This window comes from Natrialba sp. PRR66, assembly GCF_034808065.1.
GTDB classification, from domain to species: Archaea; Halobacteriota; Halobacteria; order Halobacteriales; family Natrialbaceae; genus Natrialba; species Natrialba aegyptia.
Window position 1 is genome coordinate 355437 of record NZ_JAXHGN010000005.1, and the last position, 16477, is coordinate 371913.

A 16477-nucleotide genomic window follows, 5' to 3' on the forward strand; every position below is an offset into this window, starting at 1 on the left:
CGCACCGTCGTTCGCGCGAGTTCAGCGAGGAGTCGACTGGTGATCCCGTGTGATCCTCGGTTCACGTTCGATCCCGCTACTGAGGGGGTTATCAGCCGCGAGACGGTCTCCCGACGCCGACAGCGGGCAGTATACCGACGGTCGGTGGAGCGGTGACGACGCAAGCGGCTACCTCAACCCTTTTAGTATCGCTGTTCGTTGACCTGAATATGAGCGAAGACGAGGGCACGAACACGCCAGCCCAGGGTGTCCCGTCCGACGAGGAATCCTCCGAGACGACGGCCGACGCCGACGTTGCGTCCGCTGTCGAGGACTCGGAATCCGACGCCGAATCGCCGGCGGAATCGACCGCGGCGGACGCTTCCGCCGCGTCGGATCGGACGGACGACACGACCGACGCTACCGAATCGGGATCGGAATCGGAACCGGAACCGGAGCCAACGAACGAGACCGACGCCCCAGCCGATGCAGACGAGACGACCGAGTCGGAAGTGAGCCAGTCGGCGACGAGCGCAGACACGTCCGCATCATCCGAATCGACCGAATCGACCCACCCGGCCGAACCGGCCGAACCGACCGAATCTGACGGCTCCACAGACCCACCGTCCGACGTCCAGCAACTCATCGACCGCGTCACCGCCTACGACGACGATCTCGCCCAGACCGTCACCGCCGTCGTCGAACACGCCCGCGACCTCTCGACCACCGTCGACCACCAGCGCGCCGAACTCGAGGACCTCACCGAACGCGTCGAGGCCCAGGCCGAAACGATCGGCGACCTCCAGGACGAACTCGAGGCGCGCGAGGAGACGCTGGCGGAGAACGAAGCGCAACTCGAGGAGTACGAGGCGGAGATCGAGGATCTGAAGGGACGACTCAAGCGGAAACAGGCCGACTTCCAGAACTACAAGAAGCGCGCGAAGAAACGCCAGGATCAGATCAAAGACCGCGCGACCGAGGACCTCGTCGAGCGCCTCATCGGCGTCCGCGACAACCTGAAACGCGCACTCGAGGAGGGCAGCGACGACGTGGACGGCCTTCGAGACGGCGTCGAAATGACGCTGCGCGAGTTCGATCGCATTCTCGAAGACGAGAACGTGACCGAGATCGATCCCGACCCGGGCACCGCGACGGACCCGCAGCGCCACGAAGTGATGATGCAAGTCGACAGCGAACAGCCCGAGGGAACGGTCGCGGACGTCTACACCCCCGGCTACGAGATGGGCGACAAAGTCATCCAGAACGCGCAGGTGACGGTGTCGAACGGTGAACTCGCAGGTGAGAGCGCCGGCAGTGAGGAGAGCGACGACAGCGACGGTGCTGGCGACACCGGCGGTGAAGACACGGATGGACCCGGTGAATCGACTGCACCCGCTGCGGACACTGCTACAGACGCTGCGGCCGATGAAGCGGAAGCGGCTGCAACTGCAGAGGCGGGCGCGGACGACGGCGCTGGCGGCGAAGATGCGAGTGTGTCCGAGAGCGAGTAGGAGACAGGAGCGTCAAACGGAGCCTTGCTGCGAGGAACCGGAATGCGGCGCAGAATCTATTGGTGACGTGATAGTCGACGATGGACGCGATTCGGGACCAGGGCAAACACGGGACGCTGTGCTGACAGCCCCATGCCAAAAGTTATTCGCCCGGCGGCCCTAGTATTCCTGATGGAGATACTGTCACACGGTACCCTGTCTCAAAGCCTGCAATTACAGCTACCGCTGCAGGTACAACTCGACGATCCACTCCTCATCGCCGGGGCGCTCGTCCTCGCAGTTGTGGTGGTCACCGTCTGGTCGATGGTCGAGATCGTCGACGCGTACAACAGGGCCGCACTCACCGTTTTCGGCGAGTACCGCAAGCTCCTGGAGCCGGGACTCAACATCGTGCCGCCGTTCGTCTCGCGTGTCTACACCTTCGACATGCGAACACAGACGATCGACGTTCCCAGCCAGGAAGCCATCACCCGGGACAACTCACCCGTCACCGCCGACGCCGTCGTCTACATCCGCGTCATGGACGCGACCCGGGCCTTCCTCGAAGTCGACGACTACAAAAACGCCGTCTCGAATCTCGCCCAAACCACCCTCCGTGCCGTGCTCGGCGACATGGAACTCGACGACACGCTGTCCCGACGCGAACTGATTAACGAGCGCATTCGGCAGGAACTCGACGAACCCACCGACGAGTGGGGGATCCGCGTCGAGAGCGTCGAAGTCCGCGAGGTCAATCCGTCGCCGGACGTCCAGCGCGCGATGGAACAACAGACCTCCGCCGAGCGCAAGCGCCGCGCCATGATCCTCGAGGCGCAGGGCGAACGCCGCAGCGCCGTCGAGACGGCCGAAGGGGACAAACAGTCGAACATCATCCGCGCACAGGGTGAAAAACAGAGCCAGATCCTCGAAGCGCAGGGTGACGCCATCTCGACCGTCCTGCGCGCTCGCTCGGCCGAATCCATGGGCGAACGCGCCGTCATCGACAAAGGCATGGACACGCTCGCCGATATCGGCCAGGGCGAGTCCACGACGTTCGTCCTCCCGCAGGAACTCTCCTCGATGCTCGGGCGCTACGGCAAGCACCTCTCAGGAAGCGACGTCAGGGAAGACGGCACCGAACTCGAGAGCCTCGGATTCGACGAGGAGACCCGCGAACTGATCGGCCTGGACGACATCAGCGAGATCATCGGCGAAATCGAGGAGACGGAGATGGATATCGAAGCGATGGAACAGGAAGCACAGGCGATTCAGGAAGGCGAGGATATGGGCGGGGAAGCGGGAGATGTCATCGACATTGCGGAGACGCGCCAAGAATCGGTCTCTAACGCGGAGTCTGATACGGAGCAGTAGCGAGCGACTCGAACACGACATTTTTGCCCGCCGCCTGTGAGGTTCGGGTATGCACGTACACGTCGTCGCCGACGATCCAGTTCGTGCGGCGCTCGTCGCTGCACTCGACGATGTCGACGTTACCGTCGAGGACGCGGATCCGGCCGACCTCGCCGACGCTCGATTCGCCATCGTCAGTGACGTTGCCGGCGCACGGACGTTCGAGCGGGCGAACGAGGCGGCTCGCGCCGGTGATACTCCGTGGATCGGCGTCGAAATCGGTGGTATCGGTGGCCACCCGCTCCCGGAAGTCGATGCTGCCGTCTCCGGGTTTGCCCCCGCAGCCGGCCCGGGCGTCGGCTGTTACGACTGCCTCCGAACGCGCGTCGGCGCGGCGCTCGACCGGGACAGAAACGCCGGCCAGCCACGCACCGACCGTTCGACGGCCCGCTTTGCCGGTGCCCTCGCGGGCAGGGAGTGCGTTCGCGTCTTTTCGGGTGCCGAACAGTCCGTGATCGGCCACGCGATCGAACTCCCGCACGTCCGACGCCGAGTGCTTCCCGTCCCCGGTTGTGCCTGCGCGTCGAGCGAGCGTGACCGGACCCTCTCCCGAGACGACGACTCGCTCGAACTCGACGCGGCCGTCGAACACGCAGAGCAAGCGATCGACGAACGCGTCGGGATCATCGAATCCATCGGCGAGGCCGACTCCTTTCCCGCCCCCTACTACCTCGCCACGAGTTCGGAGACGCGCGAGTTCAGCGACGCCAGCGCGCCGACCCAGGCCGCCGGGGTGGCCGACGACTGGAACGCCGCGCTGATGAAAGCCGTCGGCGAGGGACTGGAACGGTACTGCGCCGGCGTCTATCGGGACGACGAGTTCGTCCACGCGAGCGAGGACGACCTGGATACCGTCGTGTCGCCAACCGAACTCGTGCGGCCCGCCGACGCGCCTGCAGACGACGCGACGGGATCCCGTCGCTGGGTCCCCGGCGAGAACCTTGCGACCGGCGAGGCGGTTCACCTGCCCGCGGCGGCGGTGCAGTTCCCCCCGCCCGGCGACGAACTCGTGCCTTCGATTACGACCGGGCTCGGGCTCGGGTCCTCGACGACCGATGCACTGCTGTCGGGGTTGACGGAAGTTATCGAACGTGACGCGACGATGCTCGCGTGGTATTCGACGTTCGAACCGCTCGGGTTGTCCGTCGAGGACCCAATGTTCGACGTCCTCTCGCGGCGCGCACGAAGCGAGGGGCTCACCGTGACGCCGCTGCTCGTCACGCAAGATATCGACGTCCCGGTCGTCGCAGTTGCCGTCCATCGAGAGCCGGCGGCTGTCGGCACGATAACCCGCGGTGATGACGGTGGCGACAGCGGCGGTAACGACGCATGGCCGGCGTTCGCCGTCGGCTCCGCGGCCGCCCTCGACGCGACGGCTGCCGCTGTCTCGGCGCTCGAAGAGGCGCTTCAGAACTGGATGGAACTGCGAAGTCTCGGCCCCGAGGAAGCGAGCGAGGCGTCCGGTGCGATCGGCGACTACGGCACGTTCCCCGAGACGGTCCGTTCGTTCGTCGATGTCGAGCAAACAGTGCCAGCGGCCGGCGTCGGTCCCGATTCCGGGGCGCTTTCGAGCGGGGAACGCGAGGAGAGCGAGGGCGAGGGTGAAGGCGAAGGGAACCTCGCTGAACTCGAGGCGGTCATCGAGCGAGTGTGCGACGCCGACCTGACTCCCTACGCCGCCCGCCTGACGACGCGGGACGTCGAAGCTGCCGGCTTCGAGGTCGTTAGAGTCGTCGTCCCCGGCGCACAGCCGCTGTTTACCGGCGAGCCGTTTTTCGGCGAGCGAGCGCAGCACGTGCCGGCGACACTCGGATTCGACACCCGACTCGACCGGGAATTTCACCCGTATCCCTGAGCAGCGGCGTCACTCGTCCGTTTCGTTGGACGTTTCGTTAGACGTTTCGTTCGGTGTCTCGTTGGTAGCTGTCTCGTTTGTCGTATTATTGCTATTCGGAACACCCGTCTCAGTCTCGTCGTAACGGGCCTCTATCTCCAGGTCATCATCCGTGATCGTGACCAGAACTAGCTCCGTTTCGCCCGAAATAGAGACCTCTCGAACCGTCTCCTGGCCATCCTCCTCGCCGTGTTTTACGATTTGAAGGCTCTGGTTGACGGCGCTTAGGTGCTCCGGCTGGACGTTTTCGCCCGGCGTGACGGCGAAACTATGATCGTAGGTCTGTCGGTTTGTTTTCCGTTCGTATGCCTGAATCTGGATGTTATAAGAGCGACTCGCCTCGCTGTGGATCTCCATCGGGATCACGCCCTGCACGCTCCCCATGAAATGCTCCTGGACGCCCTCGATACAGCCCGAAAGTCCAACGAGGGCACCCACACCAGCAGACTGGATGACCGTACGGCGGTTCACAATTCTTCATCTGGAGCCGATACCTGTAGGCGTTACTCTTCGTCGTCGGGTATACAACAGCACGTCTCTCGAAAACTTGCCACTGGGATTTATGTTGATCTCCGTGAACACCCGCGTATGGAACGCGTCACGATCGACGAGGTCGAAAACCAGCCGAATCCGATGGCCGTCCACTCCGTCCGGCGACCGATCTCACAGGCGCTCGGTCTGTCGGACTTCGCGATGAACTACTTCGAACTCGAGCCCGGCGAGTCCTTCTCGGGCGGCTTTCACACCCACCACGATCAGGAGGAGGTCTTCTACGTCCAGTCGGGAACGGCGGCGTTCGACACGGAAAACGGGACGGCTACCGTCGATGCGGGCGAGGTGATCCGATTCGCCCCCGGCGACTTCCAGCAGGGGTACAACCCCGAAGACGCCGACGAACCCGTCGTCGGCTTCGCGTTCGGTGCGCCGGGATCACAACACGACTGGGACCAGATCGAATCGCTCGTCTACTGCCAGGAGTGCGAAACCGAACGGGGCCACGGCCTCGAACTCACCGATGACGGCCAGTTTCGACTCACCTGCACCGAGTGTGGGAACTCGTTCGTCCTCAGTTAGCGACTAGCTATCGTCCGGCGAGTAGTTCGGTGCTTCGTCCGTAATCACCACGTCGTGGGCGTGGCTCTCTGCCTGCCCCGCCGAAGAGACGCGGACGAACTCTGATCGCTCCTTGAACGCCGGGATCGTCTCTGCACCGACGTAACCCATGCCGGATTGCATCCCGCCTGCGAGCTGGTGGAGTTCAGATTGGAGCGAGCCCTTATACGGTGTCGCTGCTTCGACGCCTTCGGGGACGTACTCGTCGTCTTCGTCGGGCTCTTCCTTGAGGTAACGGTCGCTGTCGCCGGATTTCATTGCACCGACGCTACCCATGCCGCGATACTGTTTGTACTTCTTGCCGTTCATCGTGACGACGCGACCGGGTGCCTCGTCGGTGCCGGCGAAATACGAGCCGAGCATGACGGCGTCGGCACCGGCTGCAACCGCTTTGATGGCGTCGCCGGAATAGCGAATGCCACCGTCCGCGATCACCGGTACGTTGTGTTCGTTGGCAACGTCGGCTACCTGGGCGACGGCCGTGATCTGTGGCATCCCGGAGCCGGAGACGACGCGAGTCGTACAGATCGACCCGGGGCCGATGCCGACCTTGATTCCGTCCGCAAAGTCGACGAGTTCAGCGGCGGCTTCTCGCGTCCCGATGTTGCCGACGACGACGTCGGCGGCGACGCGCTCTTTGATCTCTCGAGCGCCGTCGATGACGTTCATGTTGTGCGCGTGTGCGGTGTCGATAAAGAGCACGTCCGCGCCGGCCTCGTCCGCGGCCTCGGCGCGGTCCTGTTCGAACGGGCTGACGGCGACGCCACAGCGGAGGCGGCCGTCCTCGTCGCGGACGGCTTCCTTGTACTCGCGGCGCTGGAGAATGCCCTGCATCGTGACGAGTCCGACCAGCAGGTTCTCGTCGTCGACGACGGGGACGCGTTCGATCTTGTGCTCGTACATCAGGTCGAACGCCTCGCGGGCGTCGATGTCTTCGGGGGCCGTGATGACCTCGTCGGTCATCGCCTCCGTGACGGGATCGTCTTCGTTGACCTCGAGGTGCGGCCGGATGTCGGTACTCGAGATGATCCCAAGGACTTCGCCGTTGGTGTTGACGACCGGTGCGCCGCCGACGCCTTCCCGGGCCATCAGGTCGTCAACCTCACGGACCGACATCTCGGGATCGGCGGTGACGACCGAGTCGAAGGGAATAACGAGTTCGTCGGCGCGCTTGACGCGTTCGATCTCGTCGACCATCTCGTCGACGTTCATGTTTCGATGAAGGACACCGAGGCCGCCGTGGCGAGCCATCGCGATGGCCATGTCGCTCTCGGTGACGGTGTCCATCGCCGCCGACAGGATCGGAACGGAGACCTCGACGGTTTTCGAAACGTTCGACGTGAGATCCGCGTCATCCGGTTCGACACGGCTTTCCTTCGGTCGAAGGAGGACGTCGTCGAACGTAAGCGCTTCTGGTACCTGGAGTTTCGAAGAATACGGCTCGTGCTCTGGAACGTCGTTCGCCATGTAAACTGTCCGAACGCCCGGGCAAAAAGCGTTGCGAGATGGGAACCGGAGTGAGAATCGCTGACGGGATAGCTGAACTCGTCCCGTCCACCGATACGACGGCCAGGTTGAGAGTCGGAACCGATCGATCAGATTAGTGCACCTTCGTCAGGATATGGCCGTCGACGGCGAAAGTATGCCGAGTTGTGTAACCGTATCTCACGCAACGTTTATTGACGGGCCGGTATTCCACTCGTGTATGAACGCTGTGAGTTCCAGCGAGGCCCGAACCGTTGGCCGGACGACCGCCGTCTCCGCCGCGAAAAATATGTTCGGGGAATTTACAATTTCACTTAAACTCACAGCACGAGGCATTCGCCGGGCGCAGTGGCCGAATCGGTCCGTCCCGGCAAACTGGTGTGATGGAGTCCAGTCCGTGCGGAGTCGGTTATCACATCACCCACTGGCCTCGGGTCATGGCCATCGTCCCTAAGCGATGAGTACGTCCCAGCACCCGGTTGCCCTTCGTCTCGAGCGATTAGTAGGGGGTGACGCTCGGCTGTTAGCGCTGGTGATGATGCTCCCGCTGGTCGATGGCGTCTTCCCGGCGCTTATCCTCGCCGGTGCAATCGATAGCCCTTCGAGTGCTATCCAGACCGGCCTGCTGATCTTCGGTGGCAGTGCCACCGTCGCCGTCATGCTCGCCGAGATGACCGGTACCCCGCGCGAGCAGGTCGCGATTGTCTTGCTCGTCGGTATCCCGCTGATACTGCTTGCCGCCGTCCAGGCTGCGCTCGCTCCCGCAATCGGAAGTCTCCTTCACGAGGCGATTATCGAGCGGTTCGCCGCCGTCGTCATCCTCGCAATCGCAGCGAAGACGGCAAGCGCAACGATCGGCGAGTACCTGCCAAGTCCCGGCGTTATTATCGGCCTTGGGCTGGTCGCAAGTATCGACCCAAGCGGTGTCACGCTTGCGCTCATGAACGATCCGGCGCTCGTGGTCAACGCCACGCTGGCAGCCGTGACCGGGGTTGCGTTTGCACTCGCCGTCGCAATCAGCGGCCCCTATCTGCGCGAGTACATGGACATCGATCGCTTCCGCTTCGGTAGCGCCGTTGCACTCGGACTGTTGCCGCTGTCCCTGGTCGGGATGGGCTTCGGACAGGCCCCACTGGCTGCCCTCGTCGTCGCGGCCGTCTTCGCGATCGATATTCCGTTCGATAGCAACGAGACTGCCTCGGCGAGTTCAACGATCACGAACCAGCGCGGACCGGATGACGAGTCCCCGTCTGTTCCCTCGTCGACGGCTGCGGCGGAATCGAGCAGATCATCGGCGGCGCGAACGGCTGCTTCGTTCGTTCCCGCTGTCGGCACCGGCCCGCTCACTGATGGTGGGGATACTGCAAGTCGTGAGGGAGATCGCAAGCACCACGGTGTCTCTGAGACGGACGGCGGTGTTGAACACGAGGCAGAACAAGCAGATGCAGCGTCGGACGCGGACGATGGCCCCTATCCGAGCGACGATACGACCGAAACCGAGGGCCGCGCCCCGTGGCTGTAGTCCGAATCGAAACCACTTTAGGCACTATCCCCCAACGAGATATCGAGGGGTCGTGGCCAAGCCAGGGATGGCGACTGACTCCAGAGGCACCGCGCCCGGGACGACACTCCAGACTGATATACTGATCGGGCACCTGATCAGTGTCCGTGTGATGACCCTCTGGAGTTCCGAGGCGCACCGGAGATATCAGTCGATCGGGGGTTCAAATCCCTCCGACCCCATACCCTCACTGCGAACAACATCGTGAGCGGTGAGTATTGGACACGGGAGGGGGATTTGAATCAGAGAGTAATTTTGCTGCGACCGTGGTTCAAACCCCTCCGATACAGTCCGGAATAAAAACCCTGGAGAGGCTTCTCTCGCGTTCTCTACGGAGATCCCTGCTGATCAAAGTAGATCGCATGTCAGGGACAACGCCGAGGTGCTATGAACTCGTGTTCACCTCGCTTTCTAGTTCGATAAACGACGTAGAGCCGCACTGACACCCCATTTTCCGACCAATGGGGATGATCGAACCGTCGGGGTACCGCTTAGATGTATAGACGGTCTCGCACTCACGACACTGTGCAAGAATTCGCTCTTTCTCTGTTTGGTTGCCCATACAAATAGCACGGTATCACCACACATATAGAGCTGGCAGGCTCATTACAGGTGTGCATACGGGATGTTATTATAAATAGAAAATAATACGGCAAATAGCAATATTATCTCTACTTTCACACGGTATAGTAAATCATCCGCCTAGGTGACACCACGGAACGCTTTACTCGGGAAATCTGTCCCTGCTTACGAACGTTGAGAATAGAGCCACTATTGACCTGTCGAGTTCCGCGGTGATCGCTGCCGCTGTGCGAGTGGAGCAACTGGAAATTCAGATCCAACCAGCTAGTCTTGGATGCTCCTCAGTCCCAGCCATCCACGTGGTCGGGAGACGATAAAACGTTCTCGTCGCCAAGAGACACCATTGAGCCACTTTAAAACTACGTCCGTTCCCGAACGGTCTGGACGGGAGAAGTGCAAACGGAACATCGAACTCACATCGAACTAGTTGCGAAATATCAGTCTGCTGCATGCTGGGGAAGAGGAGGTGAACTATCCACGGGTGGCGCACTGGCTGCAACTAGTGACCGTCGTTCGGTGCCTGCACAGCGGTCAGTAGCTGACCGATCATCACTACGTGACTATATATTCCGGTCATCCGTAGCGCTAGGCACCGAAATCGAGTTGACGGTCATGCACCACTCCACAATCCAAAGAAAATCTCACAGTCGTCATGGACACACCGGACGCGATGGTACCGAACATGTGGTGACTAGAATGGACAAATAACCGATGACAGCAACAGCAAACCGAAAGCTAGCGACTATCTCTTGTCCGCACTGCGAGCAGGAAACGGTGGTCTCGGTTCCGGACGCGGATGTAGAACTCGAAGTCAGACGGTACGTGGCCCTCTACGGAGACTATACGACTGCCGTGTGTCCGGCCGATCACAAATTCTGGGTATACTTCTGTTAGAACAATCAGAGGTGGATCGCTGCTCGACAGTACGCTGTTTTTATAGTACCCCGGACAACCGTGGTCACCGCTCTTTCGCCGGCAGACGGCCGCCAAGACGAGTTCAGTTGTCTACCCCGCGTCACCGAAGTGCAGCGCGAAAGACGGAATTGGATACAATCCGCCGGATCACCAGCTCTCATGGGTGTCTGCATCAGAGCACGACTCCGAAAGAATGCGGAGTTTGGAGTCACTACAACACCCGTCCGGCCGGCCCACGGGGTGCAGATCTCCGTTTGCGCGTTCGACAGCAGCGTAGGCGGACCCACACGCTTCACAGACTGCTGCTACTTTCCGGGACTCGTCGTCTTCGTCCATGACACTCAGTGCTGGTAGACAGCCAGCAGATATAGCGTTCTCGTGTGACAGCGTTCCGATCTGACACGGGTCGGTCCCCGGAGTGAACTCGGGCCTCGGAAGTGATGAGGCGGAACGTCTCTGAGGCAAACTCTGTTCGTACAGTGTGTCTCTGCTGGATGAACAAGCGCAGAACACGACCGTCTTGGAGTGATTCTGGACGGGGAAGCGCTCAAAGGGAGTGATGGATGCTGAGGCGGTCGAGTATAGAAAGGGGGTCCCACCGAGTGCGTTCGGTGGGCCGGTGGCGGACACGATGACGAGTTCGACTGGATGACTGCAGTTGCTGAGGCACTCGTTCTTTGTCCGGTGTGGGTCGAGAACGGGGTTCGAGAGCCGGATTTTGGAGTCAGAAAAATGACGCCGCTGACGCAAATTCTCGCGTGTTACTCGTCGGATAGCAACCCGACCCGGTTTCCTTCGGAATCCGTGATTACGGCGTAGTGTCCGCTCATTTCGGGGATGGGTTCTTTCGGGATTAGAACGTCTCCACCACCGGATTCAACGCGGTCGATCGCGTCGTCTAGGTCGCCGTTAACGTTCAGATAGACGACGAGCCCGGTATCTGTCGGCGTGTACGTAATCGTCGCGCCGTTGTCGGTCGTGAACTCGTCGGTTTCGATGATCATTCCGCCGACTTCCCCCTCGTCACTGTCGAACATTCCGGCTCGACCACTGGGGGCTTCCGCTTCGTCCTCTTCGGGGGAATACAGGTCGATATCACGATCGAGAACGGTCGAATAGAACTCGACAGCTCTGTCGAAGTCGGTACTGGGAATTTCGAACCAGCTGAGTGCGTGGGTCATAGTGGATCTCTGTAGAGAGGTGTTTCCTCGCTAGAGAGGTGGTGCTCTGGGACGATATAGAGCGCTCTCTGCAGATGAAAGGTGGCGCTACTCCGAGTAGTGAGGTGTCGTGGAGACCGGTTACGAGTGCGACTCAGCTAGATAGATCAGTCGAACGAAGATGTCAGGGTGGTCATCCCTGACAGACGAAATGCACGTGTTGCAGACGTGTTGGAATGCTAGCCTCGCAGTAGGGGGAGTGGATCGGCTACGAGACCAGATCAGCCTTTGAAACGGATGGTTATAATAGATCATCTATTGGCAAGTGTTGCCTTGCCATGCAAGTGTTGACATGGTTGAACGATACGATTTCGGGAGTGACTGTGCGGGTGATAGAGAGACGGGTTTTAGCTTGTGGACGCCTAGAAGGTGTGATGACAGTCCACCGTTCGTTCGACTCGGAGTCAGTGAGGGCATCTGAGTCCGGGTCTGAGTCTGAGTCTAAGTCTACATCCAAGTCCGAGTCCGAATCGCCAACCGAACCGGAAACCGACGGAAGCGGTGAGTCGAGTTCAGGTCGGCGTCAGGGTGAGAAGCGTCCTGAAAGAACAACCGCCGAGCGGCTGGCGGAGACCGAGCAGCAACTCGTACAGGTACAACGAACGCTCGTTGCAGTGGCACAGGTTGCGGATATCTCGATCGGGGGGCCGTGTGCCTACTGTGAGCGCAGTCGGGTACTCCTCATCGACGGTGAACTCCGCTGTCCAGAGTGTGGCTATCAACGGTCGCTCTGAGGTGAGGGTGACTGTTGATACCTCCGACCGGCACTCGTTTTCTAATAATCGTCTCGAGTTCACCGTGTTCGCTGCAAGCAAATGACTGGACGAGCATTAGGGGCTCGTTCGTTGAAGCGGTACTGTCCATGACTGACGACGACTCATCGCATGAGAACGCAACTGATCCGGACGCGTTCGAGACAGCGACGCGACCGGACGACGAGCAGAGTGGCCCAACGCCGATCCGGACGGATGGCTCGGGTTCGGACGATTCGACCGGGACGAGCGACGGTCGGGGCGACGACCTCGATGAGGAGAGCAAGCAGGACCAACTCGACGAAGTCCGGGAGGATGCGGAGGGAGAGTACCTGACGACGGATCACGGCGTACGGGTAACCGATACCGACAACTCGCTGAAGGCGAGCGAGCGCGGACCGACGATCATGGACGACTTCCACTTCCGGGAGAAGATGACTCAGTTCGACCACGAGTCGATCCCGGAGCGAGTCGTCCACGCCCGCGGGACGGGCGCGCACGGTTACTTCCAGCCCTACGAGGATCCCGATCTGGGCGAGTACGACGATATTTCGGAGATTACGAAGGCGTCCTTCCTGCAAGATCCCGACCAGAAGACGCCGGTGTTCACCCGGTTCTCGACGGTCGTCGGTTCGCGCGGTTCCGCGGATACGGTCCGCGACGTGCGGGGTTTTGCCACCAAATTCTACACCGAGGACGGGAACTGGGACCTCGTCGGGAACAACATCCCGGTCTTCTTCATCCAGGACGCGATGGAGTTTCCGGACCTGGTGCACGCCATCAAGCCTGAACCCGACGACGCGGTGCCACAGGCTGCCTCCGCTCACGACACGTTCTGGGACTTCGCCTCACTCAAACCGGAGATCACGCACATGCTCATGTGGCTGCTCTCCGGGCGAGCGTTGCCGCGGGCCTACTGGATGATGCAGGGCTTTGGCGTCCACACGTTTCGATTCGTCAACGACGAGGGCGAGTCGCGGTTCGTTAAGTTTCACTGGACGCCGAAGCTCGGGACGAACCAGCTCGTCTGGGACGAAACCCAGAAGATCGCCGGCAAGAATCCTGACTTCAACCGCGAAGGGCTCTACGACATCATCGACGAGGGATACGAGCCCGAGTGGGAACTCGGCGTCCAGATCGTCGAGGAGGACGACGCGGATCAGTTCGACTTCGACCTGCTCGACCCGACGAAGATCATCCCCGAGACAGAGGTTCCGGTCAGGCCGATCGGGAAGATGGTGCTGAACGAACGGCCGGACAACTTCTTCGCCGAAGTCGAGCAAGTTGCGTTCCACCCGGGCAACGTCGTTCCGGGGATCGACTTCACGAACGATCCGCTTCTCCAGGGTCGATTGTTCTCCTACCAGGACACGCAGCTCAACCGATTCAACAGCGCCAACTGGGACGAGATCCCGATCAACCGCCCCATCACGGAACGACACAACAACCAGCGCGCCGGCTTCATGCGCCAGGAGATCAACGAGGGCAAAGCCACCTACAAGCCGAACTCGATCGACGGCGACGACCCACAGGAGGCCACCGAGGAGGAGGGCGGCTACGAACACTACGCCGAACGGATCGACGGGAAGAAGATCCGAAATCGCAGCGAGAGCTTCCAGGAGCACTTCGACCAGGCGCGGCTGTTCTGGAACAGCATGACCGAGCCCGAGAAACAACACATCGTCGAGGCCGCTCACTTCGAGCTCAACAAGGTCGACCGCATGGAGATCCGCGAGCGCGTCGTCTACGACCTCTTCAATAACGTCGATCACGAGTTCGCAAACCGAGTCGCGAGGGGCATCGGCGTCGAACCGCCCGAATCGCCGGGAGACGAACTCTCGGAGCACGACGAGGAGGATCCGTCACTGAGCATGGAAAACCGGACGGAGGAGTCGATCGAGACGCGAAAGATTGCGATCCTCCTCGATGAGGGCTTCGAGGACGAGCACGTCAAACGGCTTCAGTCGGCACTGGACGATGCGGGGGCACGGACCAAGATCATCTCGAAGGTCGTCGGAGAGAAGTCAGGAACGGATGGAGACTCCGTCGATGCCGATCAGAATCACGTGACGGCGACCTCCGTCGTCTTCGATGCGATCGTCGTTCCCGGTGGCAGCGACAGCGTCGACGCGCTGGCCCAACAGGGCGAACCGAAACAGTTCATCGAGGAAGCGTTCAAACACCACAAACCGATCGCCGCCCTGGGCGACGGAACAGATCTCTTCGAGGCGGTCGACCTGCCGGATATCGAACTCGCGGCCGACGGTGAACTCGTTTCTGACGCTGGTGTCGTGACGTGTCGCAACGACGACCTCGACGAGTTCATCACGGCGTTTGTCGATGCAGTTGCAGCGCATCGCCACTGGGACCGGGATCCGGAAACGGTACCGGCGTAGGAACGCCTGCTTCGGGGAGCGGTCTTTCGCGCCGTATTCGACGCGGAATTCGCAACGAACGCCGATCGTTCTCTACGAATCGTCACTGAATCGGATTCTGTGATTCCAATATCCAGTATTCGGTCCACAATAGAATTATATCTCGTACAATTGTCCGCTTATATCCGGTAAAGCAGGATATTAGACGCAACAATTAGATTAATTAGTGTACAGACCGTTACTCCAATTGTCGGCGTTGAAGCCGACCCCGCGACGCATTGGCTACCGAATACTGCGAGTGCCGGTGGAACACTCTGCTCAATCGATGCGGCGGGCATTCGTGGCTGTGTGCCCGCCGTCCTACACACCAGACATACTTTTTACCCGCTCGATCGTCCTCACAAAGTCACAAAGAGACAGCGAGACGGAGCCACAGCGAACCCGGCGACCGTCACTTCGCGCAGGGCACTGACTCCGCCGTGGCCGCCTTCGTCTCGAGAACCCGGTGTGCGTAGAACGCGACTGAGAAATCCTGTGGACTCGGTATCGCACACGCAAGCCAGCCGATTGCGATTGCCGTCCCGACGGGAGAGTCAACGAGCGCAACGGGGACAGGTGCAACGCCGAAACCGAACACGAAGACCGGGAGCGCAAGCGCCAGCGGGGCGAGTGCTGCAACCCGCAAGACCCAGGGCGGCTCCGTTCCGTTCGGTCGTGGACGGACAACTGCCCACGGACAGTTCGCGAGAACATCTGCGATTCCACCCGCCCGTCCCGGGAGATACGAGATCGTGAACTCGATCCGGCCACTCCACAGGACGAGTGCGTGCGTCCACTCGTGTGCGACGAGCCCCAGCCCAACCGTCACCACGAGTGCGACCCCAGCGGACACGACATCCGGTCCGATTCCAATCCCGCTCATCGGCCGGTCGAGTGCCACCTCCATCCCCGAGACGCGGCCACTCGCCGATCGGTCGACCGTCCAATCATCCCACCACTACACTCGTTGCGATACCAGCCCAAGACGTTCCGGCTGTACAGGTTGCCGTATTAAGGGCTCGGCCGCTGCGAACGAGTCGGCGAATCGAAGCTGAAGAAAGACCGGCCGGTCACTACCGGTTCCCTACGCCGGACCGTCCTCTTGATCGGCGAGTTCGAAGAGATCGTCATAGCCCTCGTCGGTCGGTAACTGGTCCCGGATGTCGTCGAGCGCACCCGCCGTTACCGCCTCCGCGACGACGTCGATAACGACTTGCGCGTGAAACGCGGCCGCCGCCGGATCGTCGTCGCCGACATCCGATCGGCCGTCGACACGCGAAACGAACTCGTCGAAGTCGAAGCGTTCGACCTCGTCGACTTCCTCGAGGAAGCGTCCGAGTTCTTCGGGTAACTGGGCGGCGAGGTTCTCGGCTTCTCCTGGCTGAACGCGCTCGGAAAGCGTCGTCAGCGTCGCCCGGGAGATGCCCAGTGCCGCCTCTCGTGAATCGAGTTGTGCTCGGTTCTGGACCGCACCGATGAAGGTATCGTACTGCATGATCACTCCTTCTCCGACGCGTTTGGTGAGGCTACCCCCTTCACCTGAAGGCAGGTCTCCCAGCACTGAACTCGTCCCGACCGGTCGTCGACCGGTAGCGCCCCGCCGACTCTCGACGCTGCACCGCCTCACAGCGAATGTACCCGTCCGCATCCGTACAGGAACCG

Annotated in this window: 11 protein-coding genes and 1 tRNA gene; 7 read left to right on the top strand and 5 right to left on the bottom strand. The window is 61.1% G+C overall.

Annotated features, from left to right (window positions below):
• Positions 1-209: 209 nt before the first annotated feature.
• The 3 genes from grpE (at position 210) to SM755_RS18785 (ending at position 4734) form a co-directional block, all read left to right on the top strand.
• On the top strand, positions 210-1490 hold the full coding sequence (gene grpE, locus SM755_RS18775; RefSeq protein ID WP_323173982.1) for a nucleotide exchange factor GrpE: 1281 nt from the start codon (positions 210-212) through the stop codon (positions 1488-1490).
• A 171-nt stretch (positions 1491-1661) separates the two neighbouring features.
• Positions 1662-2840, top strand: coding sequence for an SPFH domain-containing protein (locus SM755_RS18780; RefSeq protein WP_323173983.1), 1179 nt, complete (start codon positions 1662-1664; stop codon positions 2838-2840).
• 49 nt (positions 2841-2889) lie between these two features.
• A complete protein-coding gene (locus tag SM755_RS18785) occupies positions 2890-4734 on the top strand; it encodes a YcaO-like family protein (RefSeq protein WP_323173984.1) in 1845 nt (614 codons plus the stop codon).
• 9 nt (positions 4735-4743) lie between these two features.
• Here the strand turns inward: SM755_RS18785 and SM755_RS18790 are convergent, their stop codons facing one another.
• On the bottom strand, positions 4744-5244 hold the full coding sequence (locus SM755_RS18790; protein WP_323173985.1) for a fibrinogen-binding protein: 501 nt from the start codon (positions 5242-5244) through the stop codon (positions 4744-4746).
• Positions 5245-5361: 117 nt separating this feature from the next.
• Between SM755_RS18790 and SM755_RS18795 the strand changes: the two genes are divergently transcribed.
• Positions 5362-5847: a cupin domain-containing protein gene (locus SM755_RS18795; RefSeq protein ID WP_006824436.1), complete on the top strand. Its 486-nt coding sequence runs from the start codon at positions 5362-5364 to the stop codon at positions 5845-5847.
• A gap of 3 nt (positions 5848-5850) precedes the next feature.
• Here the strand turns inward: SM755_RS18795 and guaB are convergent, their stop codons facing one another.
• On the bottom strand, positions 5851-7353 hold the full coding sequence (gene guaB / locus SM755_RS18800; RefSeq protein WP_323173986.1) for an IMP dehydrogenase: 1503 nt from the start codon (positions 7351-7353) through the stop codon (positions 5851-5853).
• 475 nt (positions 7354-7828) lie between these two features.
• Between guaB and SM755_RS18805 the strand changes: the two genes are divergently transcribed.
• Both SM755_RS18805 and SM755_RS18810 read left to right on the top strand, forming a co-directional pair.
• Positions 7829-8893, top strand: a complete 1065-nt coding sequence (locus tag SM755_RS18805; protein WP_323173987.1) for a DUF5794 domain-containing protein — start codon at positions 7829-7831, stop codon at positions 8891-8893.
• Between the two features lie 46 nt (positions 8894-8939).
• A tRNA-Trp gene (locus SM755_RS18810) sits at positions 8940-9114 on the top strand.
• Between the two features lie 2076 nt (positions 9115-11190).
• Here SM755_RS18810 and SM755_RS18815 read toward each other — a convergent pair.
• Entirely contained in the window at positions 11191-11610 is a 420-nt protein-coding gene (locus SM755_RS18815) for a VOC family protein (RefSeq protein WP_006666421.1), read from the bottom strand.
• 901 nt (positions 11611-12511) lie between these two features.
• Here SM755_RS18815 and SM755_RS18820 point away from each other — a divergent pair.
• Positions 12512-14797, top strand: a complete 2286-nt coding sequence (locus tag SM755_RS18820) for a catalase (protein WP_323173988.1) — start codon at positions 12512-12514, stop codon at positions 14795-14797.
• A gap of 430 nt (positions 14798-15227) precedes the next feature.
• On the opposite strand, the gene SM755_RS18825 is transcribed toward SM755_RS18820, so the two are convergent.
• Together SM755_RS18825 and SM755_RS18830 are read right to left on the bottom strand one after the other, a co-directional pair.
• Complete coding sequence (locus tag SM755_RS18825) at positions 15228-15722, bottom strand: hypothetical protein (RefSeq protein ID WP_323173989.1); 495 nt, start codon at positions 15720-15722, stop codon at positions 15228-15230.
• A gap of 177 nt (positions 15723-15899) precedes the next feature.
• On the bottom strand, positions 15900-16310 hold the full coding sequence (locus SM755_RS18830; RefSeq protein ID WP_006666418.1) for a DUF2267 domain-containing protein: 411 nt from the start codon (positions 16308-16310) through the stop codon (positions 15900-15902).
• Positions 16311-16477 lie beyond the last annotated feature (167 nt).

What these genes read in the sequence shown, in the direction of transcription:
- SM755_RS18785 (WP_323173984.1), top strand. Translation starts at nt 2,890, where the DNA reads ATGCACGTACACGTCGTCGCCGACGATCCAGTTCGTGCGGCGCTCGTC.
- guaB (WP_323173986.1), bottom strand. Translation starts at nt 7,353, where the DNA reads ATGGCGAACGACGTTCCAGAGCACGAGCCGTATTCTTCGAAACTCCAG.
- SM755_RS18795 (WP_006824436.1), top strand. Translation starts at nt 5,362, where the DNA reads ATGGAACGCGTCACGATCGACGAGGTCGAAAACCAGCCGAATCCGATG.
- SM755_RS18805 (WP_323173987.1), top strand. Translation starts at nt 7,829, where the DNA reads ATGAGTACGTCCCAGCACCCGGTTGCCCTTCGTCTCGAGCGATTAGTA.
- SM755_RS18825 (WP_323173989.1), bottom strand. Translation starts at nt 15,722, where the DNA reads ATGGAGGTGGCACTCGACCGGCCGATGAGCGGGATTGGAATCGGACCG.
- SM755_RS18780 (WP_323173983.1), top strand. Translation starts at nt 1,662, where the DNA reads ATGGAGATACTGTCACACGGTACCCTGTCTCAAAGCCTGCAATTACAG.
- SM755_RS18820 (WP_323173988.1), top strand. Translation starts at nt 12,512, where the DNA reads ATGACTGACGACGACTCATCGCATGAGAACGCAACTGATCCGGACGCG.
- SM755_RS18815 (WP_006666421.1), bottom strand. Translation starts at nt 11,610, where the DNA reads ATGACCCACGCACTCAGCTGGTTCGAAATTCCCAGTACCGACTTCGAC.
- SM755_RS18830 (WP_006666418.1), bottom strand. Translation starts at nt 16,310, where the DNA reads ATGCAGTACGATACCTTCATCGGTGCGGTCCAGAACCGAGCACAACTC.
- grpE (WP_323173982.1), top strand. Translation starts at nt 210, where the DNA reads ATGAGCGAAGACGAGGGCACGAACACGCCAGCCCAGGGTGTCCCGTCC.